This is a genomic window from Mammaliicoccus sp. L-M44 (genome assembly GCF_022386355.1).
Classification (GTDB): domain Bacteria; phylum Bacillota; class Bacilli; order Staphylococcales; family Staphylococcaceae; genus Mammaliicoccus; species Mammaliicoccus sciuri_A.
The window spans coordinates 1-25,014 of record NZ_JAJNIU010000014.1; the positions used below are offsets into that span (position 1 = coordinate 1).

29 protein-coding genes and 1 pseudogene are annotated in these 25,014 nt (G+C 32.5%); 24 read left to right on the forward strand and 6 right to left on the reverse strand.

The features are described from left to right. Positions 1–134 precede the first annotated feature (134 nt). Positions 135–1,502 carry a glucose transporter GlcP gene (glcP, locus tag LQ611_RS08795; RefSeq protein ID WP_103361240.1) on the reverse strand — a complete coding sequence of 456 codons (1,368 nt, stop codon included), beginning with the start codon at positions 1,500–1,502 and terminating at the stop codon, positions 135–137. Positions 1,503–1,733: 231 nt separating this feature from the next. On the opposite strand from glcP, the gene LQ611_RS08800 reads away from it, so the two are divergent. From LQ611_RS08800 to dgoD, 5 genes are read left to right on the forward strand one after another with little or no spacing between them, the layout of a single operon-like run. Then, on the forward strand, positions 1,734–2,954 hold the full coding sequence (locus LQ611_RS08800) for an ROK family transcriptional regulator (protein WP_119625840.1): 1,221 nt from the start codon (positions 1,734–1,736) through the stop codon (positions 2,952–2,954). 19 nt (positions 2,955–2,973) lie between these two features. Next, on the forward strand, positions 2,974–3,759 hold the full coding sequence (locus LQ611_RS08805) for an SDR family NAD(P)-dependent oxidoreductase (RefSeq protein ID WP_107565548.1): 786 nt from the start codon (positions 2,974–2,976) through the stop codon (positions 3,757–3,759). Between the two features lie 21 nt (positions 3,760–3,780). Then, positions 3,781–4,734, forward strand: coding sequence for a sugar kinase (locus LQ611_RS08810; protein WP_107572709.1), 954 nt, complete (start codon positions 3,781–3,783; stop codon positions 4,732–4,734). Between the two features lie 31 nt (positions 4,735–4,765). Continuing rightward, positions 4,766–5,374, forward strand: a complete 609-nt coding sequence (locus LQ611_RS08815) for a bifunctional 4-hydroxy-2-oxoglutarate aldolase/2-dehydro-3-deoxy-phosphogluconate aldolase (protein WP_311403215.1) — start codon at positions 4,766–4,768, stop codon at positions 5,372–5,374. 14 nt (positions 5,375–5,388) lie between these two features. Next, positions 5,389–6,537 (forward strand): galactonate dehydratase, encoded by a 1,149-nt coding sequence (gene dgoD, locus LQ611_RS08820; protein WP_107572707.1) that lies wholly within the window; start codon positions 5,389–5,391, stop codon positions 6,535–6,537. Positions 6,538–6,591: 54 nt separating this feature from the next. On the opposite strand, the gene LQ611_RS08825 is transcribed toward dgoD, so the two are convergent. Both LQ611_RS08825 and LQ611_RS08830 read right to left on the reverse strand, forming a co-directional pair. Then, the gene (locus tag LQ611_RS08825; protein ID WP_025904387.1) at positions 6,592–7,056 is read right to left on the reverse strand and encodes an ImmA/IrrE family metallo-endopeptidase; all 465 of its coding nucleotides are present in this window, start codon (positions 7,054–7,056) and stop codon (positions 6,592–6,594) included. 31 nt (positions 7,057–7,087) lie between these two features. Continuing rightward, a complete protein-coding gene (locus tag LQ611_RS08830; protein ID WP_025904388.1) occupies positions 7,088–7,417 on the reverse strand; it encodes a helix-turn-helix transcriptional regulator in 330 nt (109 codons plus the stop codon). A 142-nt stretch (positions 7,418–7,559) separates the two neighbouring features. On the opposite strand from LQ611_RS08830, the gene LQ611_RS08835 reads away from it, so the two are divergent. The 8 genes and pseudogenes from LQ611_RS08835 to LQ611_RS08870 form a co-directional block, all read left to right on the forward strand. Beyond that, a complete protein-coding gene (locus LQ611_RS08835) occupies positions 7,560–7,880 on the forward strand; it encodes a phage holin (RefSeq protein ID WP_107572706.1) in 321 nt (106 codons plus the stop codon). 20 nt (positions 7,881–7,900) lie between these two features. Further along, positions 7,901–9,154, forward strand: a complete 1,254-nt coding sequence (locus LQ611_RS08840; RefSeq protein WP_239709530.1) for an N-acetylmuramoyl-L-alanine amidase — start codon at positions 7,901–7,903, stop codon at positions 9,152–9,154. A 324-nt stretch (positions 9,155–9,478) separates the two neighbouring features. Then, positions 9,479–9,841, forward strand: a complete 363-nt coding sequence (locus tag LQ611_RS08845) for a YxeA family protein (RefSeq protein WP_107572704.1) — start codon at positions 9,479–9,481, stop codon at positions 9,839–9,841. A 380-nt stretch (positions 9,842–10,221) separates the two neighbouring features. Then, positions 10,222–11,070 (forward strand): DUF72 domain-containing protein, encoded by an 849-nt coding sequence (locus tag LQ611_RS08850; RefSeq protein WP_107572703.1) that lies wholly within the window; start codon positions 10,222–10,224, stop codon positions 11,068–11,070. Between the two features lie 11 nt (positions 11,071–11,081). Further along, on the forward strand, positions 11,082–11,903 hold the full coding sequence (locus LQ611_RS08855) for a sulfite exporter TauE/SafE family protein (RefSeq protein ID WP_239709531.1): 822 nt from the start codon (positions 11,082–11,084) through the stop codon (positions 11,901–11,903). 12 nt (positions 11,904–11,915) lie between these two features. Then, a complete protein-coding gene (locus LQ611_RS08860; protein ID WP_239709532.1) occupies positions 11,916–13,247 on the forward strand; it encodes a bifunctional metallophosphatase/5'-nucleotidase in 1,332 nt (443 codons plus the stop codon). Between the two features lie 76 nt (positions 13,248–13,323). After that, positions 13,324–14,241 carry a lipoyl synthase gene (gene lipA / locus LQ611_RS08865; RefSeq protein ID WP_025904395.1) on the forward strand — a complete coding sequence of 306 codons (918 nt, stop codon included), beginning with the start codon at positions 13,324–13,326 and terminating at the stop codon, positions 14,239–14,241. 12 nt (positions 14,242–14,253) lie between these two features. Then, positions 14,254–14,631: pseudogene (locus LQ611_RS08870) on the forward strand (YutD family protein); the annotation flags it as partial. A gap of 509 nt (positions 14,632–15,140) precedes the next feature. Here LQ611_RS08870 and LQ611_RS08875 read toward each other — a convergent pair. Continuing rightward, the gene (locus LQ611_RS08875) at positions 15,141–15,410 is read right to left on the reverse strand and encodes a DUF3055 domain-containing protein (protein WP_049319809.1); all 270 of its coding nucleotides are present in this window, start codon (positions 15,408–15,410) and stop codon (positions 15,141–15,143) included. A 108-nt stretch (positions 15,411–15,518) separates the two neighbouring features. Here LQ611_RS08875 and LQ611_RS08880 point away from each other — a divergent pair, with 108 nt between their 5' ends. The 8 genes from LQ611_RS08880 (at position 15,519) to dltD (ending at position 22,147) form a co-directional block, all read left to right on the forward strand. Next, positions 15,519–15,962, forward strand: a complete 444-nt coding sequence (locus LQ611_RS08880) for a DUF86 domain-containing protein (RefSeq protein WP_107572699.1) — start codon at positions 15,519–15,521, stop codon at positions 15,960–15,962. Beyond that, positions 15,949–16,716 (forward strand): TIGR01457 family HAD-type hydrolase, encoded by a 768-nt coding sequence (locus LQ611_RS08885; RefSeq protein WP_025904399.1) that lies wholly within the window; start codon positions 15,949–15,951, stop codon positions 16,714–16,716. Before LQ611_RS08880 ends, LQ611_RS08885 begins: the two co-directional genes overlap by 14 nt. A gap of 22 nt (positions 16,717–16,738) precedes the next feature. Continuing rightward, positions 16,739–17,707 (forward strand): 2-hydroxyacid dehydrogenase, encoded by a 969-nt coding sequence (locus LQ611_RS08890; protein WP_107572698.1) that lies wholly within the window; start codon positions 16,739–16,741, stop codon positions 17,705–17,707. A 172-nt stretch (positions 17,708–17,879) separates the two neighbouring features. Next, the gene (locus LQ611_RS08895) at positions 17,880–18,023 is read left to right on the forward strand and encodes a teichoic acid D-Ala incorporation-associated protein DltX (protein WP_075577785.1); all 144 of its coding nucleotides are present in this window, start codon (positions 17,880–17,882) and stop codon (positions 18,021–18,023) included. Positions 18,024–18,038: 15 nt separating this feature from the next. Beyond that, positions 18,039–19,499: a D-alanine--poly(phosphoribitol) ligase subunit DltA gene (gene dltA, locus LQ611_RS08900; protein WP_107572697.1), complete on the forward strand. Its 1,461-nt coding sequence runs from the start codon at positions 18,039–18,041 to the stop codon at positions 19,497–19,499. Next, complete coding sequence (gene dltB / locus LQ611_RS08905; RefSeq protein WP_107572696.1) at positions 19,496–20,716, forward strand: D-alanyl-lipoteichoic acid biosynthesis protein DltB; 1,221 nt, start codon at positions 19,496–19,498, stop codon at positions 20,714–20,716. Before dltA ends, dltB begins: the two co-directional genes overlap by 4 nt. Before the next feature lie 16 nt (positions 20,717–20,732). Continuing rightward, positions 20,733–20,969, forward strand: a complete 237-nt coding sequence (dltC, locus tag LQ611_RS08910) for a D-alanine--poly(phosphoribitol) ligase subunit 2 (protein ID WP_107572695.1) — start codon at positions 20,733–20,735, stop codon at positions 20,967–20,969. Then, positions 20,966–22,147, forward strand: coding sequence for a D-alanyl-lipoteichoic acid biosynthesis protein DltD (gene dltD / locus LQ611_RS08915; protein ID WP_107596489.1), 1,182 nt, complete (start codon positions 20,966–20,968; stop codon positions 22,145–22,147). The genes dltC and dltD overlap by 4 nt, the downstream gene beginning before the upstream one ends. A gap of 69 nt (positions 22,148–22,216) precedes the next feature. Here the strand turns inward: dltD and LQ611_RS08920 are convergent, their stop codons facing one another. Beyond that, positions 22,217–22,459 carry a NifU family protein gene (locus LQ611_RS08920; protein ID WP_025904405.1) on the reverse strand — a complete coding sequence of 81 codons (243 nt, stop codon included), beginning with the start codon at positions 22,457–22,459 and terminating at the stop codon, positions 22,217–22,219. Between the two features lie 109 nt (positions 22,460–22,568). On the opposite strand from LQ611_RS08920, the gene LQ611_RS08925 reads away from it, so the two are divergent. Beyond that, a complete protein-coding gene (locus LQ611_RS08925) occupies positions 22,569–22,895 on the forward strand; it encodes a YuzD family protein (protein ID WP_050971145.1) in 327 nt (108 codons plus the stop codon). A gap of 290 nt (positions 22,896–23,185) precedes the next feature. Here the strand turns inward: LQ611_RS08925 and LQ611_RS08930 are convergent, their stop codons facing one another. After that, positions 23,186–24,250 (reverse strand): NAD(P)/FAD-dependent oxidoreductase, encoded by a 1,065-nt coding sequence (locus LQ611_RS08930; RefSeq protein WP_058591486.1) that lies wholly within the window; start codon positions 24,248–24,250, stop codon positions 23,186–23,188. Positions 24,251–24,403: 153 nt separating this feature from the next. Here LQ611_RS08930 and LQ611_RS08935 point away from each other — a divergent pair, with 153 nt between their 5' ends. Then, positions 24,404–24,640: a YuzB family protein gene (locus tag LQ611_RS08935; RefSeq protein ID WP_025904683.1), complete on the forward strand. Its 237-nt coding sequence runs from the start codon at positions 24,404–24,406 to the stop codon at positions 24,638–24,640. Between the two features lie 11 nt (positions 24,641–24,651). Beyond that, complete coding sequence (locus LQ611_RS08940; protein ID WP_048540148.1) at positions 24,652–25,011, forward strand: HesB/IscA family protein; 360 nt, start codon at positions 24,652–24,654, stop codon at positions 25,009–25,011. Positions 25,012–25,014 lie beyond the last annotated feature (3 nt).

Below are 25,014 nucleotides of genomic sequence, written 5' to 3' on the forward strand. Positions count from 1 at the left end.
AAAATTGGCTGGACGAAGTCCAGTACAATACCGAACTCAATCCAGCCAATTAATAGCATAATGGAAACTCTAACTTTGGGGGGTCACTACCATCCTGGGGTTAGTGCAGAATTTCTACGGGGTTTTTCTATGACTTAATCTATTTTAGATAATGTAACGGATGATGTTCTATTTCTTAAGTCTACTTCGATTTCTTCAAGGCTTCTGCCTCTTGTTTCTGGTAAGTATTTGATGACAAATATCATTGCGAGTATACCGATGACTGCAAAGATTAGAAATACTTGTTCGATTCCCATAACTGATGTGAGTAGTGGGAAGAATTGTGCGACTAATAAACTACCTATTGATAATGATAATGTTGCGATACCTGTTGCTGCGCCTCTTGCTCTCATTGGGAATAGTTCTGGTAACATGATCCATAAGATTGGTCCCCAAGTGAATGCGAAGAAGACAATGAACAATGTTAAACATGCGACAATAATCCATGCACCGACTGTTGAGTGTAATCCGATTGTCCATACGAGTGTCGCCATAATAAGTAATGAACAAACCATACCGATATTACCTGTAATGAGTAGTTTTTTACGGTCAATTTTATCCATTATATATATTGCAAATATCGTTACAATTACATTGACTGATCCGATGCCGACTGTTCCAAGAATAGCTGTTGCATCTCCTAAACCTGCTTTACTAAAGATTGTTGGTGCATAGTAAATGATGGCATTAATGCCGATGATTTGTTGGAGTAGTGCAAATATACAGCCAATAACAAGTACGGGTCTTAGCCAAACGGATTTTAAGACTGTCCATGTACTTTCTGATATATGAATAATTTCTTTCATTTCATCAATTTCTTTATCAATTTCTGATTGTTTTCTTGTAATTGCCATAACTTTTCTAGCGGCTTTTTCACTTTTATGTTCAAGTAACCATCTAGGGCTTTCTGGCATAAAGTAAACACCGATCATTAAGATGACAGAAGGTACAACTGCTAATCCAACCATCCATCTCCAAGCTTCCATATCTGCGAACGCATAGTTGACTAAATATGAAGCAAGAATACCTATTGTGATCATCAGTTGGTTTAATGAACTTAAAGAACCTCTCGTGTCAGTAGGTGCCATTTCAGATAAATAGACTGGCACGATCGCTGTAGAGCCACCAACTGCTAACCCGATTATAAATCTACCTAAGACTAAGATAACCATTGATTGTGCTAATGATAGAATTAATGCGCCGACGATAAAGACAATCGCAATAACAAATACGAGCTTTCTTCGACCAAGTTTATCCGATAGTGGTCCACTGAATCCTGAGCCGAATATTGCACCAACTAACATTGAACTCACGACCAAACCTTCAGTGAAACTTGTGAGTGGTATATCATTTTTTATAAAAAGCAACGCGCCAGATATAACACCCGTGTCATATCCGTAAAGCAATCCACCTAAAGCACCTAGGAAGAAAATTAACTTCGTTCTATAATTGCTTGCTTCCATTTTATTACCCCCATGTAATTTGAATAACGCCATCAGAAACTTTAGTTAAAATAAAAGTTTGGAACTCGTTGATGATATTTAATTATTTAAGGTAACTAAAAAAGTTGTAATTACTCTTTGAATCTGATTTAATTATTAATGTAAGCCTTTTCAAATAGAAAATCAAGTAATATATGAATAAAAATATTTATTTTAGTTATTTTGAATTACTTAAAGTTAAGGAGGGGTGTCGTGAAGCAGTCATCTCGGATCAATATTAATTTAATGAAAGATTATAATAAGCAACTTGTATTAAGGATGATTCAAAAGTATGGACCAATCTCTAGAGTAGAAATTGCGAATAGAATTGACTTATCAAGACCTTCTGTTTCAGAAATTGTTTCAATATTAATTGATGAACAATGGATAGAAGAGAAGGCAATGGAAAGAAAAGTTAGAGGCAGACAACCGATACCACTTGATATTAATAAAGAGAAGAAAGTGATGATTGGATTAGAAATTGGTGCATATAGAACGAGTATTATTGTCAGCAATTTGAGAGCAGAAATCTTATTTGAGAAACAAATAGAAATGGATTTACAAAAAGATCCGAATGACATGATTGTTTATTTAGGACAAGAAATTCGTTTAATTGCAGAAGAATATTCAGCCCAACAAATTGAAGTGCTTGGTATTGGAGTAGGCATGCACGGATTGGTCGATACTCAAAATGGTACAAATATCTTTGCACCAAACTTAGGATGGAGAAATATCGAAATTAAATCGATATTAGAATCTGAAACAGACTTGATGGTCTTAATTGATAATGATTGTAATAGTGCAGCACTTGCGGAAATGTGGTTTGGCCAAGGTAAAGAAGAAACAAACTTTATATCGGTCATCGTAGACTATGGTGTTGGAGCAAGTATTATCAATAATGGATCGATTTTAAGAGGCAATCATCATATTACAGGTCAAATTGGACATGTCACGATAGATCCAGACGGTCCATTATGTTCTTGTGGTAACTATGGCTGTTTAGAAACGTTGACTTCAGAAACAGCAATTTTAAAAATGATTAAGCGTCAATTAAAAATTGGTCGTAAAAGCCAAATATTAAATATACAGTCTGAAATTGATGATTTAAATATTGAAGATTTTTATGAGGCAGTGAATCAAGGCGATGAATTATGTGTCCAAATTGCTAAAGAAGTTGGTAGGAATCTTGGTTTAGGCTTTGCAATATTGATCAATTTATTTGGACCAAAATTTATTGTATTAGGTGGTAGTTTAACAAATATTAGTCATCTCTTACTACCAGAAATTAAAGCAATCATTCGGTTAAAAGTAATGGGGGAAGATGCGAAAGAGACACCAATTGTAACTTCTGCTTTAGGGGACGATTTATATACGATTGGTGCAGCATCTTTAATTGTCGAAGAAATATTCTCATTACCAAAACCAAATAAATGAATATAAGGAGGAATTATTAATGAGTGAATTAAATGAACAAGTCATTATTGTAACTGGCGCAGGAAAAGGTATCGGTAAAGGTATTGCAAAACAACTTGGCAGTAAAGGCGCAAAGATTGTCGTTGCTACAATCGATCCAGAGTTTGGTAAAGAAACAGTAGCAGAAATAATCGATAACGGTGGCGATGCATACTTTGTTGAAACAGATGTATCTAAAGAAGAAAGTATTATTAATATGGTTAACGAAACAGTGAATCATTATGGGAAAATCAACACACTCGTTAATAATGCAGGTATCACAGTGTTTAAATCAATTGAAGAAGCAACAGTTGAAGATTGGGATTCTATTATCAATATTGATTTGAGAGGAACATTCTTATGTTCGAAACATGTCATCCCTGAAATGAAAAAACAAGGTGGCGGTTCAATTATCAATATTTCTTCAAACCATTCAATCGCGACTTTACCAGATACTGATATGTATGCTGCCGCTAAAGGTGGCGTTAATGCGATGACAAGAGGTATGGCATTAAGTTTAGGTAAATACAATATTCGTGTAAATGCGATATGTCCAGGATTTACGAACACATCACATTTAAAAAATTGGTTTGATTCAATGGAAAACGAAGATGAAGTGAGACAAGGCGTCTTAGATTTACACGCGACATCAAGAATTAATGAACCAGAAGATATTGGTAAATTAGCGCAATATTTAGCATCTGATGATTCTGAAATGATGACAGGTGAACACTTAGTCATTGATGGTGGTTTATCTGCACGTTTATACAACGCAGACGGCTATTAAGTTATAAGGAGGGTCATGAAGATGGATGTATTGTCTATTGGAGAAACAATGGTTGTGTTTGCACCTAAAGAAGTAGGACCAATGCGTTATGCTCAAGACTTTTCAACGCATATAGCTGGGGCTGAAACAAATACGCTAATTGGGTTAGAAAAGCTTGGCGTTAAAACTGGTTGGATCAGTCAATTAGGAAATGATGAATTAGGGCAGAAGATTTTAAATTTTGTTCGTGGTGAAGGTATTAATGTAGATTCTGTAAAATTAATATCTGAGGCGCCAACTGGCATTTTTCTTAAAGAGAAATTTCGACAAGATCAAACACGTGTTCATTATTATAGAAAAGGTTCAGCAGCTAGTCTAATGTCTGAAGCAAATATAGATGAAAGTTATGTCGCTCAATTTAAATATTTATATGTAACAGGTATTACGCCTGCTTTAAGTGCATCTTGTAAACAAACAATATTTAAACTCATTTCGACAGCAAAATCATTAGGATTACAAGTTGTTTTCGATCCAAACTTAAGACTCAAATTATGGTCTGAAGATGAAGCGAAAGAAACATTAAAACAATTAATCGCTTTAAGTGATATTGTGTTGCCAGGAACGAGTGAAGGGGCATTTTTATTCAATACACAATCTGAAGAAGAAATCGCCCAAGAAATTATTAATTTAGGTGCATCAACAGTAGTTGTTAAATTAGGAAGTAAAGGTGCTTACTATGTACATAACGATATTTCAGGTTATGCAAAAGCTTCAAAAGAAATAGAAGTCGTTGATCCTGTTGGTGCTGGAGATGGCTTTGCGGCAGGTTTAATCGCAGGTATTATCGAAGGATTGTCCATTCATGAAGCGACTGAACAGGCTTGTAATGCAGGTGCACTCGTGACAACAGTTAAAGGTGATGTTGAAGGCTTACCAACTAAAGAAGAAATTGAACAGATGAAACATACAGGTCATGTAGATGATGTGATTAGATAAGGAGGCGTCTAAAATAGATACATTACAAATAATCAAAGAAACTAAATTAATCGCAATTTTACGAAATGCAAAACCCAATGATATTTTACCAATCGTAGAAACGTTATATAAAGCAGGTATTCGTGCGATTGAGGTTACGATGAATTCACCTAAAGCGTTAGAATCTATTGAACTGATCTCTAATGAAATGAAGGATAAAGTTGTAGTCGGAGCAGGTACAGTCTTAGATTCAGAATCGGCAAGGTTAGCTATTTTAAGTGGTGCAACATTTATATTGTCGCCAACGGTAGATAAAGATACGATTCGCATGAGCAAAAAATATGGTGCCGTAAGTATACCAGGTGCTATGACACCAACAGAAATTTTAGAAGCTTATGAATACGGTGGAGATATTATTAAAGTCTTTCCAACAACAAGTTTAGGTCCTGAATATATTAAAGATTTACAAGGTCCATTACCGCATATACCACTTTTACCAACAGGTGGTGTGAGTATAGACAATGTTACTGACTTTATTGAAGCGGGAGCTGTTGGAGTTGGTTTAGGAAGTGCTTTAGTAAATACGAAAGTAGAAACGAATAAAGCGTATTTTGAAGAACTAGAACAAAAAGCACAAGCATTTTATAACAAAGTACATTAAAGAGGAGTGCTAACATGAAGATTGTAGACTATGAGTTGTTTCAAGTACCACCGCGTTGGTTGTTTCTAAAAATTACGACGGATGAAGGTATCGTCGGATGGGGCGAACCTGTAATTGAAGGTAAAGCTCAAACTGTTGGTGCAGCAGTTGATGAATTTATGCAACAGTTGATTGGCAAGAATCCTTTAAATATTGAAGATCACTGGAATATGATGTATAGAAGTAGCTTTTATAGAGGTGGTCCAATTTTAATGAGTGCCATTTCAGGTATAGACCAAGCATTGTGGGATATTAAAGGTAAATATTATAACGCACCTGTTCATGAATTATTAGGAGGGGCATGTAGAGAATCTATGAAAGTATATTCATGGATTGGTGGTGACAGACCTCAAGATACTGCGAACGCTGCTAAAAAAGCTCTTGAAAATGGTTTTGAAGCAATCAAAATGAATGCAACTGAAGAATTACAGTATATAGATAGTTATGACAAGATAGAAAGTGTTGTTCAACGTGTAGCTGGCATTAGAGAAGCAGCTGGCAATCAATTAGGTATTGGAATTGATTTTCATGGGCGTGTTCATAAACCAATGGCTAAAGTCTTAGCGAAAGAATTAGAGCCATACAATCCAATGTTTATAGAAGAACCTGTGTTAAGTGAAAATATAGAAGCGGTTAGAGAAATTAGTCAAACGACAACTATTCCTATAGCACTTGGGGAAAGACTATTTTCAAGATGGGATTTCAAACCTATTTTAGAAAGTGGATTTGTCGATATCATTCAACCTGATTTATCACATGCTGGTGGTATAACAGAATGTAAAAAAATTATTTCTATGGCAGAAGCTTATGATGTAGGTGCTGCACCTCATTGTCCTCTTGGACCTATCGCTTTAGCATCATGTCTACAAGTAGATGCAACTTGTCACAATGCTTTTATTCAAGAACAAAGCTTAGGCATTCATTACAATAAAGACAGTGATATTCTAGATTATATTACGAACAAAGAAGTATTTGAATTTAAAGATGGATATGTAGATATTCCTAAAAAGCCTGGCCTTGGTGTAGAAATAGATGAAGCACATGTCAGAAAAATGGCGGAAGTCGGGCATGATTGGCATAACCCAGTTTGGAGACACAAAGATGGCAGCATTGCAGAATGGTAAATATAACGTATGTTTATAACATGATTAAAGGCTGAGACAATGACGTCTCAGCCTTTAATTGATTTCTCTATATTCATAAACTTGAAGTGGGTTGAACTTTATTAAATAATGATCATACCATGTGCTTAATCCATATTTTTGTTTGTAATGTTCTAAAGCTTCATCTATATAACCTTCAGATACGTCTAAATAATTACTCAGTTCAAATTTATTATGGACACCTGATTGATATGCTTGCACAATACTTTTTAGAGGTATAATTTTTTCAAATCCTAATCTTCTTGCTTTATGCTCAAATTTCCATTTCCATAATTCACTTGTATCGAGAATATCTCCATAAGATATATCATGATGGGCTAACTCTTCTCCTAGCACTTCTAGCTTTTCTTTGTTAGATAAATCATCTTTCAATAAAATTAATCCATCTACATATAAACCTTTCAGTTGATTCGGAAGGTTACTTGTTTCTTTAATCACGATGTGTTCATTATTGATAAGTGTTTTTTCATATCTATTCAAATTATCCCCACCATATTATCCGTTTAATAAATCATTTGTTTTGATGCTTTAGAAAATCAACATATTCTAATACTTTCTTCAATTCTTCTTCTGTTAATTCTCCATCTAAATGTGCGGCAATCGTTTCTGCAGTAGAGTTATAAGTTTGTTTAGCTTCCCCGTCTAAAATATAACTGACACTCACGTCAAATAACTTTGCCATTTCTTCTATTTTCTTCATCTTTGGTGCTTTTCTTCCTGTTTCCCAATATGAAATGGATTGTTTTGAAACTTGTAACGCATCTGCTAATTTTTGTTGCGTCCATCCATTTTTAGTTCTTAATAAACTTATTTGTTCAGAGAGTTTATTTTGAGACACCATAAGTTTCCCGCTCCTTATATGATTGATACTATTATTATAACCTATAGTTATATTTTATCAATAATTTTGCAGAAAAATATAACTAAAAGTTATTGACGTCAACCAAAAGTTATATTATAGTGTAACCAAGGAGGTGATACACATGGTTAAAATGAACTTCAAAACAGATAAAGTAAATTTGAATTATTCCGAAGAAGATAACAGAATCCCAATTGATCTAGACAAAGTTAAACAATTTATTGCAATGATAGGTGGGTTCTTAGGTGCACTATATTTAGCATTGAATGCATCTGGTATTTCGGTAGAATGGTTGAATCCTCAAAAGTTAAATGCGTGGATGAACGTATTAAACACAGGTATACCTATTGTATTTGTGCTTTATGGTATTTGGAAAAATACATTCATTTTTACAAATCAATCACGTGAACAAGAAAAGTTCTTAAAAGAATCTGGTAAAAAATAAAAATAAGAAAGGATGATTGAATGTTAACAGCTATAACTTATTTAACTAAAAAAGGATGGGAAATTTCATCTGACCCAAGAACGTACGATCAATATCCGAAAAACTATGGATATAGAAATTACAGAGAAGATGGAATAAATTATGATGCCTATTGTAGTGGTTATCATAGAGCATTTGATGTCTATAGTAATGAAACGAATCAAATTCCAGCTGTTACTAGTGGAACAGTTATATTAAGTGAACCATTTGGTAATTTCGGAGGGACAATTGAAATTAGAGATAGTAATGGCAATGATTGGATATACGGTCATATGCAAAGAGATACATTACAATTTTCTAAAGGTGATAAAGTCATACAAGGTGACATCATTGGATTACAAGGCAATAGTAATTATGACAATAACCCGATGAGTGAACATTTGCATATTCAATTACGTCAAAAAGGTGAAGACATTTCTAAAGAAGTAACAAGAGTGTGCAGTGGTATGCCAATTGAAAATTATGACATATCCAAACTTAATCAAAAATTAGACAAATCTAACAATAAAGGAGCCGTTAAAATGAGTAGAAAAATTATGATTGTAGCAGGGCATGGATATAATGATCCAGGCGCAGTAGGAAATGGAACAAATGAAAGAGATTTTATTAGAGCGAATATTGTAGACAGAGTAGCAAATTATTTAAAACAAGCAGGTCATACAGTTGGAATATATGGTAAAGACCAAGATATGTATCAAGATACAGCATACGGCGAACAAGTCGGAAATAAAACAGATTACGGATTATATTGGGTTAAATCACAAGGTTATGAAATTGTAGTAGAATTTCATTTAGATTCAGCAGCCGCATCAGCTACAGGAGGTCATGTTATTATTCCAAGTGGATTAGCAGCAGACAGTATTGATACAGCATTACAAACAGCTGTGAAAAAACATGTAGGTACTGTTAGAGGCATTACAGAAAGAAGTGACCTATTACATTGTAACGTTGCTAAAGCAGAATATATCAATTACCGATTAGTAGAATTAGGATTTATTACCTCAACAAAAGATATGAATTACATTAAAAATAATTTAAATGCATATACAAAATCACTAGCAGAAGCCATTAACGGCGGTGCCCTCAATACGAAGCCAACAACATATACAGTCGTAGCAGGAGATACACTATGGAGTATCAGTCAAAAAACAGGCGTTACCGTAGCAACATTAAAGAAATTGAACGGATTAACATCAGGTGTCATACAAATCGGACAAGTATTGAAATTAAAATAGGAGACAAAATATTGAATAAAAACGCAGAAAAAAATACCTTAACCATAAAAATTATACAATGACGGCCATCATTAAATAACATTATGTAAGGTATCCGAATAAATTAAATATACCACAAAACCCTCGCTATCAACAAACAAATAGCGAGGGTTTTAAATGTAAAAAACTGTATAAAAAGTAATTGACAGAATATTATGAATTAAATATATTATTCTTAAGACGTATTGAATTTAATTATTTCATTCAAATTACGCTCTATCGTGATACTTATTACTGGTATAAATATTGTTTGTTGAAAGATGCAAGAAGAGGTGAGACTCAATAATGAAAAAATTAATTTATACATTAATAGCAAGCATTATGGTCATTTGTATAATTTTATTTACGATGAAAAATATTGATGAAAAAATAGATGTAATTAATCCATTAGTTAAAAGAGGTTGGAGTTATGCTGTAGTGCCAAGTACTAATGATGCAGAACATCTAAGTAAACAAGAAATAATAGATATCCAAGATTATAAAGATATAGAATCTTATGATGAAAATGGACATAAAAACAACTATTTATTGGACTTTAAAGGATATAGTCCTTCTGAAAAATATGTCAAAATCGATCACAAAGGTAAGTGGGTTTATTTTATAGAATATATCAGTAAATCAGAGTATGAAAAGGTGACTAAACAATAAATCTTGTAAATGTTTTAAGATAACAAGTTACTAAATAATATTTTTGGAATACAATATTTAAAACGGCAAGGACATTATAGTTTGTCATAGCCGTTATTTTTTATGAGTTGAAAAGTATGGTGGATTTAGTAACAAAAGTCTGTGGAAGTGTAACTAAGGGGGTCTATAGTAACAAAAGTCTGTGGAAGTGTAACTAAGGGGGGCTATAGTAACAAAAGTCTGTGGAAGTGTAACTAAGGAGGCCTATAGTAACAAAAGTCGAGCGAAGTGTAACGAGCGACATAAGATTCTTTACTGCTCATTCATAGTTTTACATAATTTTAATCAAACAAACTGAACTATAAATACTCTGTGTGGTATGATGAGTATGGTGATGAGATATGATAAAAATTGGCCTAACTGGATGGGGAGATCATGATTCTTTATATGAAGACCTGTCTAATAAAAAAGATAAGTTAAAAGCATATGCTGCTCATTTTCCTATTGTGGAATTAGATGCAACTTATTATGCGATTCAACCGCAACGAAATATTGAAAAATGGATTCGGGAAACGCCTAATAATTTCAAGTTTGTTGTTAAGATTCATCAGGCGTTAACAGGTCATGCTGAGGTAACTGATTTTGCTGAGGACAAAATGACATTATTTAATTTATTTAAGGATTCGATGGTACCTTTGAAAGCATCAGGAAAGTTAGCGATGATTCTCGTACAGTTTCCACCTTGGTTTGATTTACAACCTCAAAATATTAATTATTTACGTTATGTACGTGAGCAATTAAAAGATTTTGATGTTTGTATCGAATTCCGTAATCGTACTTGGTTTAAAGAAGATGTTAAAGAGTATACGTTGGAATTTTTAACCGAAATGAAATTTATTCATAGTGTTTGTGATGAACCGCAGAGTGGAGAAGGGTCTATACCACTTGTTAATCGTATTACGCATGATGTTGCTTTCGTCCGTTACCATGGTAGAAATGTAAATGGATGGACGAAGAAAGATATGACAGATCAAGAGTGGCGTGATGTCAGATATTTATATGATTATAATGAAGCAGAACTTAAAGAGTTAGCTGATAAAGTTAAAATTTTAGAGCATAAAGCGAAAGATGTTTATGTAGTATTTAATAATAATTCTGGTGGACATGCTGCACAAAATGCCAAAACTTACCAAAAGTTATTAGATATAGAATACGAAGGTTTAGCGCCTAAGCAACTTAAATTATTTTAGAGGTGACAGGTATGGCATATTTAGTGTTAATTATTATAGGTGTATCGTCTGCAATATTAGGGGCGCTAGTTGGAATTGGTGGCGGAATTATTATTGTTCCGTCACTCGTATACTTTGGTATAGACCATCAATTATTGTCTGGTATGACACCACAAAGAGCGATTGGTACATCATCAGTTATTTTAATTACAACGGGATTAACAGCAACATTAGGGTATTTGAAAACGAAGCAAGTTGATATAAAAAATGGATTAATATTCTTAATTGGTATTATTCCAGGTGCTTTACTTGGTGCATATTTAAGTAAGTATTTTACTTTAGATTCATTTAATTTGTACTTCGGTATTTTCTTAATCTTTATTTCTATCGTATTAATGATACGTAATCATGTGAAACCAATAAAGTATTTCCAACAAGAAAAGTATTTAAAATCATTTACAGATAGATATGGTGAACATCATAAATACGGTGTGCCACCGTTTGTTGCTATTGTTTCATCATTTATTGTTGGTATAACGACTGGTTTATTTGGTATCGGTGGTGGTGCACTGATGACACCATTGATGATTATTGTATTTAGATTCCCACCACACGTTGCTGTTGGTACAAGTATGATGATGATATTCTTCTCAAGTTTATCAAGTTCTGTCAGCCACATTGTACAAGGTAATGTACTTTGGGTACATGCGATTGTATTGATTATTTCAAGTTACTTTGGTGCAAAAATTGGTGTGAGAATAAATAGTAGAATGAAGTCAGATACTGTCGTTTTAATTTTAAGATTTACAATGTTAATCTTAGGTATATATTTGATTATAAAAAGTATTTTATAAGGAGTTGGATTTGTGAAGCTCACGATATTTCATACAAATGATATACACAGTCATTTAAATACATATGCCAAAATATCTCAGTATATTAAAGATGAAAGAAGTCGTTGTCAGCATGATACACTATATATTGATATAGGTGATCATATAGATTTATTTCATCCTTTAACAGAAGCATCACAAGGTAGAGAAAATGTTAATATTTTAAATGACAGTCACGTAGATGTTGTAACAATAGGTAATAATGAAGGTATGACAATATCTCATGATGCCTTGAATCACTTATATGATGAAGCTCAGTTCGATGTTACTTGTTGTAATTTATTTGATTTAAAAGGCAATTTACCAAATCATATAACTTCTCATGTTGTTAAAGATATTAATGGTATTAAAGTATGTATGATTGGTTTGACAGCACCATTTAATCATATTTATGAAAGACTTGATTGGAAAGTAACGTCACCATTACTTGCGCTAAAGAATGAAATCGAACAAGTGGATGAATCATATGATGTACTGCTCGTATTAAGTCATGTCGGCATCTTCTTTGATGAGCAAATTTGCAAAGAATGTCCGGAAGTAAACGTTATTTTCGGTGCACATACACATCATTATTTTGAGAATGGCGAAGTACAAAATGGTGTGTTGATGGCTGCAGCTGGTAAATATGGACATTATGTTGGTAAAGTAGATTTAGTTATTGAAAATCAAAAAGTTATTCATAAAGAAGCGGAAATTATTAATTCTGACTTAATTGAAGAAGTACCAAATGATTATGAAGAAAAAGGTAAGGCATTATTAAATAAACCGATTCTTGAAGGTAATTTTTCATTACCACGTCGTCTTAACAGTGCAAGTTATACAACGGATTTATTATGCGAAAGTGTATTAGAATTTACAGGAGCAGACTGTGCAATTATTAATGCAGGTCTTATCGTTAAAGGTAAGACAGGCAATGAGTTAACAGAATACGATATTCATCAAATGTTACCGCATCCTATAAACACTGTTTCTGTAGATTTAAGAGGTCTAGAACTTAAACAAATTATCTATAAAGCGATGGAACAGTCCTATATGGATGAAGTAGCATTTGGATTTGGCTTTAGAGGGGATATTTTCGGAGGATATGTATTTAAAAATATCGGCTATATTGAGTCTACAGGTCAATGTTTTGTGAATGGTAAAGAAATAGAAGATCACGAACAATATAAGCTCGGTACAATTGATATGTACACATTCGGAAGATACTTCCCAATACTGAAAGATATGAATATAAATTATATTATGCCAGAGTTTTTAAGAAATATTTTTGAACAAAAGTTATTACAACATGAAAAGAAAGTGTAATGAGCATTTAAATTTATACTTATATTCGTTATAATATATAAAGATGAAAATTAATAATAGAAGGGTGTTCACGTATATGGCTACTAAAAATGAAGAAATATTACGTAAACCAGACTGGTTAAAAATAAAATTAAACACGAATAAGAATTACACAGGCTTGAAGAAAATGATGCGTGAGAAGAATCTTCATACAGTTTGTGAAGAAGCTAAATGTCCAAACATTCACGAATGTTGGGGAGAAAGACGTACGGCTACATTTATGATTTTAGGTGCAGTTTGTACAAGAGCATGTCGTTTCTGTGCAGTTAAAACAGGTCTTCCAAATGAGTTAGATCTAGATGAACCACAACGTGTAGCAGAATCAGTTCAACTTATGAACTTAAAACACGTAGTAATTACAGCTGTAGCAAGAGATGACTTGAAAGATGCTGGTTCTAACGTTTATGCAGAAACAGTACGTAAAGTAAGAGAGTTAAATCCATATACAACGATTGAAATTTTACCATCAGATATGGGTGGTAGTTATGAAGCATTAGAAACTTTAATGGCTTCTAAACCAGATATTTTAAACCATAATATCGAAACAGTTAGACGCTTAACACCAAGAGTTAGAGCACGTGCAAAATACGACCGTACATTAGAATTCTTAAGAAGATCTAAAGAAATGTACCCAGATATTCCTACAAAATCTAGCTTAATGGTTGGACTTGGTGAAACAGTTGAAGAAATTTATGAAACAATGGATGATTTACGTGCAAACGGCGTAGATATTATGACAATCGGTCAATATTTACAACCATCACGTAAACATTTAAATGTTCAAAAATACTACACACCTTTAGAATTTGGTAAATTAAGAAAAGTAGCTATGGAAAAAGGCTTTAAACATTGCCAAGCTGGTCCAATGGTACGTAGTTCTTATCACGCAGATGAACAAGTTAATGAAGCTGCTAAACAAAAACATATTCTAGGTGAACAAGCACTTAATAACTAATAAGGTGATTGAATGTTAACTAAAATAGAAAATAACTATTTTGAAGTGATTAAAGATGATCAGAAATCTTTCAATGAAGAACAATTTACATCACGTTATTCTGAAATTCTAGATAAATATGATTTTATTGTTGGTGACTTTGGTTACGAGCAACTTCGTTTAAAAGGCTTTTATCATGATTCTAATAAAAAAAGTGATGCAAATAAGCGATTCTCTGCTATTCAAGATTATATATTAGAGTACTGTAATTTTGGATGTAAATATTTTGTGTTGAGACGATTATCTAAATCTGAGATATCTAAATTAACAGCAGAAGAAGCAACTTTCATAGACGAAGAACATAAATTAGAAGATGTTAAAATAGAGCCAACAATTCAGCAAAACACAAAACAAGAGCAACAAAACAAACAACAAGAAGCTGAAACAGTAGAAACAGAAGAAGACGTAATTGAAGAACAACCTACATCTAAAAATACTTTAAAAGATTATTTATAAACGAAAGAGCCCGAGAAAATTCCGGGCTCTTTTTGTATTGAATTATAACGAGTGTTGAGAACACTTTTGTATGAAGTTGTTTGTAACGACAGGTGAGTTAGTAACAAAAGTCGAGCGAAGTGTTACTATGGAGTGCCTTATTTACAAAACTACTGAGAATTGTAATTACTGGACTTCTTATTTGCACTTTCGACCAGAACTGCAAATAACGGCATCAGTATTAGCACTTTTAGCCAAACTTGCAAATAACGGCATCAGTATTAGCACTTTTAGCCAAACTTGCAAATAACGGCATCAGTATTAGCACTTTCGGCCAGAACTGCTAATAACGGCATCAGTATTAGCACTTTCGGCCAAACTTGTAAATAACGAACGCACTAAAAAAATACATAATTAATTCAAATCTATATATCTATAACATCATGTAAATATTCTGTTACTTCTTCGCCTTCTTCTTCTGTTAAACCGAGTATGTGACTAATATAGCCTTCTTCTTCTAAGTCATCTTTACCGATTATACCAAATGTATTATTTTGGGTATTAAGCACCATTGTTTTTCCATAATGTCTATTAGTATAAATCAGTGTTAAGTCATAGCGACTATGTTCACCGACAAATCCTACAAATTGTATTTTCGCTTCGTCTTGCTCATCATATAAGAACATATCTATCATGTTTAGCGACTCCTTTTTAAAAATCTTTCTTTACTTGTATAGTATACAGAGCAATGCCCTACAATTCAAAATTATGATATGATGATATATGGATAGGAGGTCTTCTACATGTATTTCGTAGATAGCAAAACTTTAACTTTAAAATTAAATTATTTAGAAAAATTAACGGTAGATTTTGAAACCGAGAAAAATTCTCCATATGCTTTGGAAAGAATCGCACATATGATGATTGAATCTGTAGTCGATATTGGGAATTTGATTATTGATGCATTTATTTTAAGAGATCCTGGTAATTATAAAGATGTAATTGATATTATGGAACTTGAAAAAGTATTCCAACCTTCAACTGCTGAAGCAGTTAGAACATCTATTGATTACAGAAAAGAACTTATTCGAAATTATGAAAATCTTGATCATGATCAATTAAGAAAAGCTTTTGAAATTGCGACACCATTTTATAAACAAGCAATTGAAGATACAAAACATTTTTTAGAAAATGAAAATGTTCCCGTAACAGCTTTTGGTGAAGGAGATAAAAATGAAAGATTATAAAGGTTATTTTATTGATATAGACGGCACAATGTATAAAGGTACGGAAGTTATTGAAGGTGCAATCGAATTTATAAATTATTTAAATGAAAATAATAAAGATTATTTATTCGTTACAAATAACTCTTCAAAAACACCTGCTGAAGTAGCAGAAAAATTAAATAATATGGGTTTTCATACTTCAAGCGAACATGTGATTACTTCTGCAATGGCAACGGCTGGATATATAAGTGAAGCTTCTCCTGGCGCATCAGTTTATATGGTAGGTGGAAGTGGATTAGAAACTTCTTTAAAAGATGCAGGCTTAGTTGTGAAAGAAGATGAACATGTTGATTATGTCGTAATGGGCTTAGATGTGAATATTTCTTATGAAAAGCTTTCAGTAGCATGTTTAGCCGTTAGAAATGGTGCGAAATTCATATCTACAAATAAAGATGTTTCGATTCCAAATGAAAGAGGATTTTTACCTGGAAATGGTTCATTAACAAGTGTTGTGAGTGTATCGACTGGACAGACGCCAGTATTCATCGGTAAACCTGAAACAATTATTATGGAACAAGCTATTGAAAAAATTGGTCATGCTAAAGAAGATTGTGTCATGATTGGTGACTTATATGATACTGATATTTTAGCTGGAATCAATAGTGGCATTGATACATTACATGTACAAACTGGTGTAACATCTTTAGAAGAAATTAATAAAAAAGAAGTATTACCAACATATAGCGTTAAGAATTTATTTGAAGTTATTAAGTAAATTCACATAAGGAGCTGAGAACATGAATGAGAAAGTACTTGTTGCAAGACAATTACCAGAAAAGTTTATCAATCAGATTAAAGAATATGCAGAAGTAGATGTTTGGAACAGCGAATTAGAACCAATGCCTCGAGAAGAATTTTTAGAACGTTCTCAAGACGCTACAATTGTCATTACGACATTAAGCGAGCAAATTGATGATGAATTTTTTAACAATGCAACGCGCATAAAAGGTGTCGTCAATTTAGCTGTTGGTTTTGATAATATTGATGTGAAACTTGCTGAAGAAAAAGGTGTTGTTGTTACAAATACACCAGAAGTTTTAACAGAAACGACTGCCGAATTAGGCTTTACGTTAATGTTAACAGCAGCAAGAAGAATTGTTGAAGCGGTTCAATATGTACATAATGGTGAATGGAAAAGTTGGGGCCCGTATCTTTTAGCAGGAAAAGATGTCCACGGCTCAACAGTTGGTATTTATGGTATGGGCTCAATTGGAGAAGCTTTTGCTAGAAGATTGAAAGGCTTTAATTGCAAAGTACTTTATCATAACCGCTCCAGAAAAGAAGAAGCTGAACAGCAATTAAATGTTGAATATCGTACAATGGATGAATTGCTGAATGAGAGTGATTTCGTAGTTTGTACGGCGCCATTAACACCTGAAACGAAAGGTATATTCAATCGAGAAACATTTAAAAAAATGAAAAACTCAGCAATTTTAATTAATATCGGACGTGGTGGTCACATCGTAGAATCTGATTTAATTGAAGCAATTGAGCAACAAGAAATTTTAGGTGCAGCATTAGATGTTGTTGAAAATGAACCTATTTCAGATGATCATCCATTTTTAAAAATGGATCAAGTGATCGTTGTGCCACACATCGGTAGTAGTTCAATTGCAACGCGAGATAAAATGGTGCAATTATGCGTAGATAATGCTAAACAAATTATGTCTAACCAAGATCCAATTACACCGGTTAAGTTAAAATAATCAAACCAAATTAATATAGAAAAAAGACAAACCAAAAGAAATAAATTTTTGGTTTGCCTTTTTATTTACATATATTGCTAAAATTTTACATATTATTCTTGATATTCCATTATGTATAGAATATAATGATGAAATAGAATAATTACAAAATTAAAACACAAGGGGATTAACAATGGAAAAAATTAGGGATATTATAAACTCTGAAAATTTTAAGCTGATTGGTTTAACGATTTTCTATTTACTAATCATGATTGTGTTATTTTGGATTTATGCTGGTGGAAGCGCAAGTAATGATTTTATATATAATGAATTTTAATGAAGGAGAAAGTTTATGAGGGACATCTTAGAAAAAGTAACATTTATGAATAAGTGGCATGCTGATAAGGTTGCTATAAACTATAGAGATGAAGTAATGACTTATGGTGAATTAGATCTTTATTCTAATAAACTAGCTACTTTAATTAAAGTTTCTGAAAAGCCTATAGTACTTTATGGTCATATGTCACCTTATATGATTGTGGGAATGATTGCGAGTATGAAAGCAGGCATTGGTTACGTTCCAATTGATACATCTATTCCATTTGAAAGAATAGAGCATATCATTGAGAAGGTTGAGCCTGTTTTTATTTTGAACACAACTGGAAATTTATTGAATAATTTACATGTAAAGCAACTAACGATAGAAGAAATACTTGCTGTTGAATCGGTGGATCAAGACTTCAATAGAATAACTGATAAAGATATTGTTTATACAATTTTTACATCTGGCTCTACAGGATTTCCTAAAGGCGTACAAATTAGATATGAAAGCCTTGTTGATTTTACAGAATGGATGCTGGAATTAAATCAAATAGGCGAGCACAAAATGTGGTTAAATCAAGCACCGTTTTCTTTTGACTTGTCTGTAATGGCCATTTATCCATGTTTAATGACAGGTGGTACACTTCAACTTGTTGATAAGAAGATGATTGAAAAGCCTAAACAATTATATGAATTACTTGAACATAAAGCAGTAGAAAGCTGGGTATCTACACCTTCATTTTTAGAAATGTGTCTGTTATTGCCTAATTTTAATGAAACACATCATCCGAAATTAAAGCAGTTCTTCTTCTGTGGAGAAATATTAAGTCATAAAACTGCTCAGAAATTACATGATTTGTTTACGACATCAACTATTTATAATACATATGGACCAACTGAAGCTACAGTTGCTGTAACGAGTATACAAATCACGCAAGAAATATTGGATCAATTTAAACCTTTACCAATAGGCAAAGTGCGCCCAAATAGTGAATTGAAATTAACGGATGAGGGTGAATTAATTATTATTGGTAAAAGTGTGAGCCAAGGTTACTTAAAAGATGAAGAAAAACACAATAAAGTGTTTAAAATCATTGATGGCCAATTAAATTATCATACAGGGGACAAAGCATCTTATCGAGATGGCTATTGGTTCATTAACGGAAGAATTGATTTCCAAATTAAGATTAATGGGTATCGTATGGAACTTGAAGAAATTGAAAGCGTACTTGAACATTTACCAGATGTTAAACAAGCTGTCATTTCACCAATTAAACATGGTGAGAAAATCCAATATTTACATGCAACGATTGTACCAGTAGCTGATGAGATAGATAGTGAAAATGATATGACGATGCATTTGAAACATGAATTGAAATTACATTTACCAGAATATATGATTCCTAGAAAATTCAGTTATGCTAAACAGCTACCTTTAACGGCTAACGGTAAATTAGATCGTAACAAAGTATTAGAGAGGTTAAATTCATGACACCATATGGAGATTTTACTTATTTCTACATCTGTTTAATCTTAATGTTACCCGTTATTATTTTAGGATTAATCGGTAAGAAAAGTCTTATATACAATAGGTTAATAACCTTAATTATGCTTGTCTTAATTTTTTCGGATGACAGTAAAAATTTATTCGATAATCAATACTTAAGTTATCAACTCATTTTCTTTGCACTGTACGTATGTTATCAAGTTGTTTTGATTAGAAGTTATAATACGCTCGTAAAGAAAACGAATAACTTTAAGTTATATATGAGTGCAATATTGTTATCTATATTACCGTTAATTGTTGTCAAAGTATTACAAAGTAGCTGGCTTGGAACACATCAACTTACAATACATGGTAATAGAGTCATTGAATTTATTGGATTCTTAGGAATTTCTTATATTGCATTTAAGAGTATTCAACTCATTATGGAAATTCGTGATAGTCGTATTAAGTCTATCGATACGATGAAATTAATTGATTTTATTACGTTCTTTCCAACAATCTCATCTGGTCCAATAGACCGGTATAAACGATTTATTAAAGATGAAGAGAAGACAATAGAACCTGAAAAGTATTATGAAATGCTTATCAAAGCGATACATATGGTGTTTATGGGATTCTTGTATAAATATATTATTGCTTATTACATTAATGAATATGTGATAAAAGTTGTACCAATAGACACGGACCCGACATTTTTAAATTACTTATATTATATGTATGGTTATAGTTTCTATTTATTCTTTGATTTTGCAGGATACAGCTTATTTGCAATTGCATTTAGTTATTTATTTGGTGTGCAAACACCAGTTAACTTTAACCAACCATTTAAAGCTAAAAATATTAAAGATTTCTGGAATAGATGGCATATGAGTTTATCATTTTGGTTTAGAGATTGCGTATATATGCGATTTGTATTTTGGGTATCTAAAGAAAAATTATTAAAAGATAAATTACTAATATCTAATTTAGGATTTTTCTTAAATTTCTTTATTATGGGTATTTGGCATGGTATTGAATGGCATTATATTTTGTACGGTTTATATCATGCATTGCTATTTATTGGGTATGGCTATTATGAACAATGGCGTAAAAAACATCCTATAAAGATGAATCCAAGCATTATGAACATAGTAGCAATTCTTATTACATTCCATTGTATAGCATTTGGATTTTTACTTTTCTCAGGCAAGTTAATACATTAAATAAGGGAGTTATATTATGAATTTTGAAGAGAGTGTTTTAAATATTTTAGCAGAAGTTACAGAAAATGATATCGTTAAAGAAAATCCTGATATTGAAATATTTGAAGAAGGTATTATCGATTCATTTGCGACAGTAGGTTTATTATTAGAAATTCAAAATAATTTAGGCATTGATGTAACAATTACTGATTTTGATAGAGATGAGTGGGCAACACCAAATAAAATTATAGCAGTACTTAAGGAATTACAATGAAACTAAAGTTATTGTTACCATTATTAATAAGTGGTTTATTATTCGGTTTATTTTTACTCGTACCTGTAGAATGGATTAAATCATTTTCAAAGTATGACAGTATTAATAACGAAGCGATATCTTTAGATGATACAGTACTAAAAGGTGTGCACTCACAAGAAGAAATGTTATTAAGTAAAAATTTCTATCCAATCTTTGGATCAAGTGAATTGGAGAAACAAGACATCTTTCATCCAGCGTATATCTTGAATGATAAAAAAGCGAAATTGCAACCATATCTAATAGGTACGGGTGGATCAACTGATTTAATTCATGCAATTAATATGGGGAGCCAAGCACATAATCTTAACGGTAAAAAAATAGCAATTATTATTTCGCCACAATGGTTTACGAATCATGGACTGACAAATGATAATTTTAGTGCTCGATTTTCACCATTACAAGCTGATCACTTATTTAAAAATAAAGTGTTAAGTCCGGAAATTAAAGATCGTTTTGCTAAAAGGTTAGTGCAATTTAAACAATTAAAATCAGACCCATACTTAAAATCAGTCATAGAAAAAGAAAATCATCATTATGATGAAGGTACATTTATGAATGATTTTGAAAAAAATATCTATGAAAAACACGACGCTTTGAAATCAATTTTTGGACAAGAAAAAGCAAAGTTACATAGAAAAGAACACCATCATTTTAATCATATGAATTGGAATGATTTGAAGTTATACGCTTCAGAATATGGCGCACAGCATTCAAGAACAAACAAATTTGGTATGAATGATAAATATTGGCATTTATTAAAGCAGCAACGTAAAAGATATAATCGTAATTACGAGTTTAATATTCATTCGAAAGAATTTGATGATTTACAATTATTAATCGATACTTTAAAAGAAGCCAAAGCAGATCCATTGTTTATCGTTATTCCAGCAAATGGAAAATGGTATGACCATATCCATGTTGATAAAGAGAAACGTGAAGCGGTATATGAGAAAATTAATCATATGATTCAAAAGAACGATATGAAAGTATACGATTTAACGGATAAAGAATATGAACCGTATGTCATAACTGATGCTGTTCATATAGGATGGAAAGGCTGGGTATATATTAATGAACAAATGATACAACACATCAATGGAACATATGATGGAAAAGTGAGTAGACATTATCATTAATATTACCTAGGAAATAAAAAACAGGACATCGTCTTATGAACGATGTCCTGTTTTTTATTAATTATGAAGTTAGAATACTTGTTCTACTTCCACTACGCCAGGTACTTCTTCTAATAAAGCACGTTCTATGCCGGCTTTTAGCGTAATAGTAGAACTTGGGCAAGTACCACAAGCACCAAGTAGACGTAATTTAACAATCCCGTCATCAACATCTACTAACTCACAGTCGCCGCCATCACGTAATAAGAATGGTCTTAACTTTTCGAGTACATCACTAACTTGATCAAACATTGTTTGTTGTTCGGTAGCCATATATATTAATACTCCTCTCATCAAGTGTTATTAGATACATTAATCTTATTTATCTATTATAATAGAAATAAGGTAAAAAATCTATTCATGAAACTAGGGGGATGCTAAAATGTCCAAGGCAAGTATAGTAATTTATGGGGCCGATGTTGTATGTGCAAGTTGTGTAAATGCACCAACATCAAAAGATACATTTGAGTGGTTACAAGCAATTTTAGGAAGAAAATATCCAGAGTTAAACCTTGAATACACATATATTGATATTATGAATCAAACTGAAAATTTAACAGATCACGACCAACAATTTATTGAAAGAATAAACGAAGACGAACTATTCTATCCACTTGTAACAATCAATGATGAATACGTAGCAGATGGTTATGTTCAATTAAAACCAGTAACAAAATTTATAGATGAACACGTAGCAGTAGAACAATAAAAATGAATAATGTTGGGAATTTTTTTGGGGACAAGTGAGTTGGGTAGAGTATAGATGTGAAATATGAGGCAAGATGTGAGTTAAAGAGCTAGTAAACTCACAAGATCGCAAAAGATGTGAGTTAAAGGCGTAGTAAACTCACGAGATCGTAAAAGATGTGAGTTTAAGGTGCAATAAACTCACAAGATCGCAAAAGTTGTGAGTTAAAGAGGCAACAAACTCACATCTTCACTTCCATCCACCCCACACACAATACAAAAAAAGTAGCAGATTAATCTGCTACTTTTTTCTTATCCGTTATGATATTTATATAACCATAAGACGCCTGATTTAATGACTCTTGCTAAACGACCTGTTACGGTTTGTTCCATTAAATAAGCGAATCCTTGTTTTTCACCAAGTGAACCCACAAATCCTTGTGGTTTCAATTCTGGCATCTTTTCAGGTAATGGTTTGTTTGCCCATTGTAATTTCATGACTTCAGCGATTTGGTCAGCTTGTATTTCTGCTAAATATGCGCTTGGTGCATGTGGTAATGCTGCGCAATCGCCTACAATATATACATTTGGATATGTTGGAATTTGATGATATTGATTTACGATAACCCTTCTACCGTCATTTGTATCAACTGGAAGATTTCTAACGATTTCAACTGGTTGTATACCGGCAGTCCATACGACTAAATCAACGTTATGAATATCTTCGTTGTTATAAAGTTGTCCGGGTTCAACTTTCGTGATATTTGAATTTGGTACAACTTCTACATTATGTTTATCAAACCATTTTTTTACGTATTTACTTAATTTCTCTGGGAATGCAGGTAAGATTCGTGAACCTCTATCAAAAAGTTTAATTTTGATATCTTGTCTACTTTCACGTAATTCACTTGCAAGTTCTATACCACTTAATCCTGCACCAACGATACCAACAGTTGCATCGCTTGGTAAGTCACATATTGCTTGGTATGTTTTGCGTGCGTTTTGTACAGTTTGAATACTATAAGTATATTCTTTTGCGCCAGGTACGTTGTGGTATTTGTCTTCACAACCTAAACCTATTACAAGTTCATCATAATCAACTCGTGTATCTCCAACTGAAACAATTTGATTGTCTAAATCAATATCAGTAATTTCCCCATATACTGTATTAATTTTTTTATCTTTTGGAAATTGAACTCGAATATCTTTATCTGGTTTTGTGCCTGCTGCTAATGCGTAGAATTCTGTTTTTAAACCGTGAAATGGCATACGATCAATCAGCGTAATTGAATAATCGGAAGGTAATGTGCTAGGAAGTATTTCTTTCATTAAGCGCATATTACCGTATCCGCCCCCTAATAATACTAAGCTTTTCATCGTTATTCTCCTTTGTCCATAAATCAAATTTCTACAAATTTGTATGTATATATTTTATAATATATAAGTATACTTTTAGTATAATCGTTTTTGGCATAAACTACAATGAATGTTAAAATAGTTTAATGAATAAAAAGTGAGTAGGTGAACACATTGAACCCAATTGTCGAATTTTGTATTTCAAACTTGGCCAAAGGTGCTGATGTAGTGTTTAACAAGCTCGACAATGATCCAGAAGTAGATGTATTGGAATACGGTTGTCTACAAAATTGTGGACCATGTGCAAGAGGGTTATATGCATTAGTCAATGGAGATATGGTCAAGGGAGAAACACCAGAAGAATTACTTGAGAATATATATAGTCATATAGAAGAAAATTGGATTTTTTAGGAGGAATAAATATGTCAACTGTTATATTAACTGAAGCAGCAGCTTATGAAGTTAAAGATATGATGAAAAATAACGATATGCCAAATGGTTATTTGAAAGTATCTGTTAAAGGTGGCGGTTGTACGGGACTTTCTTACGGGATGTCAGCAGAAGAAGAACCAGCAGAGAATGATGAAGTTCTAGAGTTTTATGGTGTGAAAGTGTTAGTAGATAAGAACGATGCACCAATTTTAAATGGTACAACAATTGACTTTAAGACATCTTTAATGGGTGGCGGATTTGCGATTGAAAATCCTAATGCTATTGCAGCTTGTGGTTGCGGAAGCTCATTTAAGACAAGAGATGTTTCTGGTACACCAGAACAATGCTAAGGA

Excerpts from the sequence above, each read along its gene's own strand:
- glcP (WP_103361240.1), bottom strand. The coding sequence starts at position 1,502 with ATGGAAGCAAGCAATTATAGAACGAAGTTAATTTTCTTCCTAGGTGCT.
- LQ611_RS08805 (WP_107565548.1), top strand. The coding sequence starts at position 2,974 with ATGAGTGAATTAAATGAACAAGTCATTATTGTAACTGGCGCAGGAAAA.
- LQ611_RS08810 (WP_107572709.1), top strand. The coding sequence starts at position 3,781 with ATGGATGTATTGTCTATTGGAGAAACAATGGTTGTGTTTGCACCTAAA.
- dgoD (WP_107572707.1), top strand. The coding sequence starts at position 5,389 with ATGAAGATTGTAGACTATGAGTTGTTTCAAGTACCACCGCGTTGGTTG.
- LQ611_RS08830 (WP_025904388.1), bottom strand. The coding sequence starts at position 7,417 with ATGGTGTCTCAAAATAAACTCTCTGAACAAATAAGTTTATTAAGAACT.
- LQ611_RS08835 (WP_107572706.1), top strand. The coding sequence starts at position 7,560 with ATGGTTAAAATGAACTTCAAAACAGATAAAGTAAATTTGAATTATTCC.
- LQ611_RS08840 (WP_239709530.1), top strand. The coding sequence starts at position 7,901 with ATGTTAACAGCTATAACTTATTTAACTAAAAAAGGATGGGAAATTTCA.
- LQ611_RS08845 (WP_107572704.1), top strand. The coding sequence starts at position 9,479 with ATGAAAAAATTAATTTATACATTAATAGCAAGCATTATGGTCATTTGT.
- LQ611_RS08850 (WP_107572703.1), top strand. The coding sequence starts at position 10,222 with ATGATAAAAATTGGCCTAACTGGATGGGGAGATCATGATTCTTTATAT.
- LQ611_RS08855 (WP_239709531.1), top strand. The coding sequence starts at position 11,082 with ATGGCATATTTAGTGTTAATTATTATAGGTGTATCGTCTGCAATATTA.
- lipA (WP_025904395.1), top strand. The coding sequence starts at position 13,324 with ATGGCTACTAAAAATGAAGAAATATTACGTAAACCAGACTGGTTAAAA.
- LQ611_RS08875 (WP_049319809.1), bottom strand. The coding sequence starts at position 15,410 with ATGATAGATATGTTCTTATATGATGAGCAAGACGAAGCGAAAATACAA.
- LQ611_RS08880 (WP_107572699.1), top strand. The coding sequence starts at position 15,519 with ATGTATTTCGTAGATAGCAAAACTTTAACTTTAAAATTAAATTATTTA.
- LQ611_RS08885 (WP_025904399.1), top strand. The coding sequence starts at position 15,949 with ATGAAAGATTATAAAGGTTATTTTATTGATATAGACGGCACAATGTAT.
- LQ611_RS08890 (WP_107572698.1), top strand. The coding sequence starts at position 16,739 with ATGAATGAGAAAGTACTTGTTGCAAGACAATTACCAGAAAAGTTTATC.
- LQ611_RS08895 (WP_075577785.1), top strand. The coding sequence starts at position 17,880 with ATGGAAAAAATTAGGGATATTATAAACTCTGAAAATTTTAAGCTGATT.
- dltA (WP_107572697.1), top strand. The coding sequence starts at position 18,039 with ATGAGGGACATCTTAGAAAAAGTAACATTTATGAATAAGTGGCATGCT.
- dltB (WP_107572696.1), top strand. The coding sequence starts at position 19,496 with ATGACACCATATGGAGATTTTACTTATTTCTACATCTGTTTAATCTTA.
- dltC (WP_107572695.1), top strand. The coding sequence starts at position 20,733 with ATGAATTTTGAAGAGAGTGTTTTAAATATTTTAGCAGAAGTTACAGAA.
- dltD (WP_107596489.1), top strand. The coding sequence starts at position 20,966 with ATGAAACTAAAGTTATTGTTACCATTATTAATAAGTGGTTTATTATTC.
- LQ611_RS08920 (WP_025904405.1), bottom strand. The coding sequence starts at position 22,459 with ATGGCTACCGAACAACAAACAATGTTTGATCAAGTTAGTGATGTACTC.
- LQ611_RS08925 (WP_050971145.1), top strand. The coding sequence starts at position 22,569 with ATGTCCAAGGCAAGTATAGTAATTTATGGGGCCGATGTTGTATGTGCA.
- LQ611_RS08930 (WP_058591486.1), bottom strand. The coding sequence starts at position 24,250 with ATGAAAAGCTTAGTATTATTAGGGGGCGGATACGGTAATATGCGCTTA.
- LQ611_RS08940 (WP_048540148.1), top strand. The coding sequence starts at position 24,652 with ATGTCAACTGTTATATTAACTGAAGCAGCAGCTTATGAAGTTAAAGAT.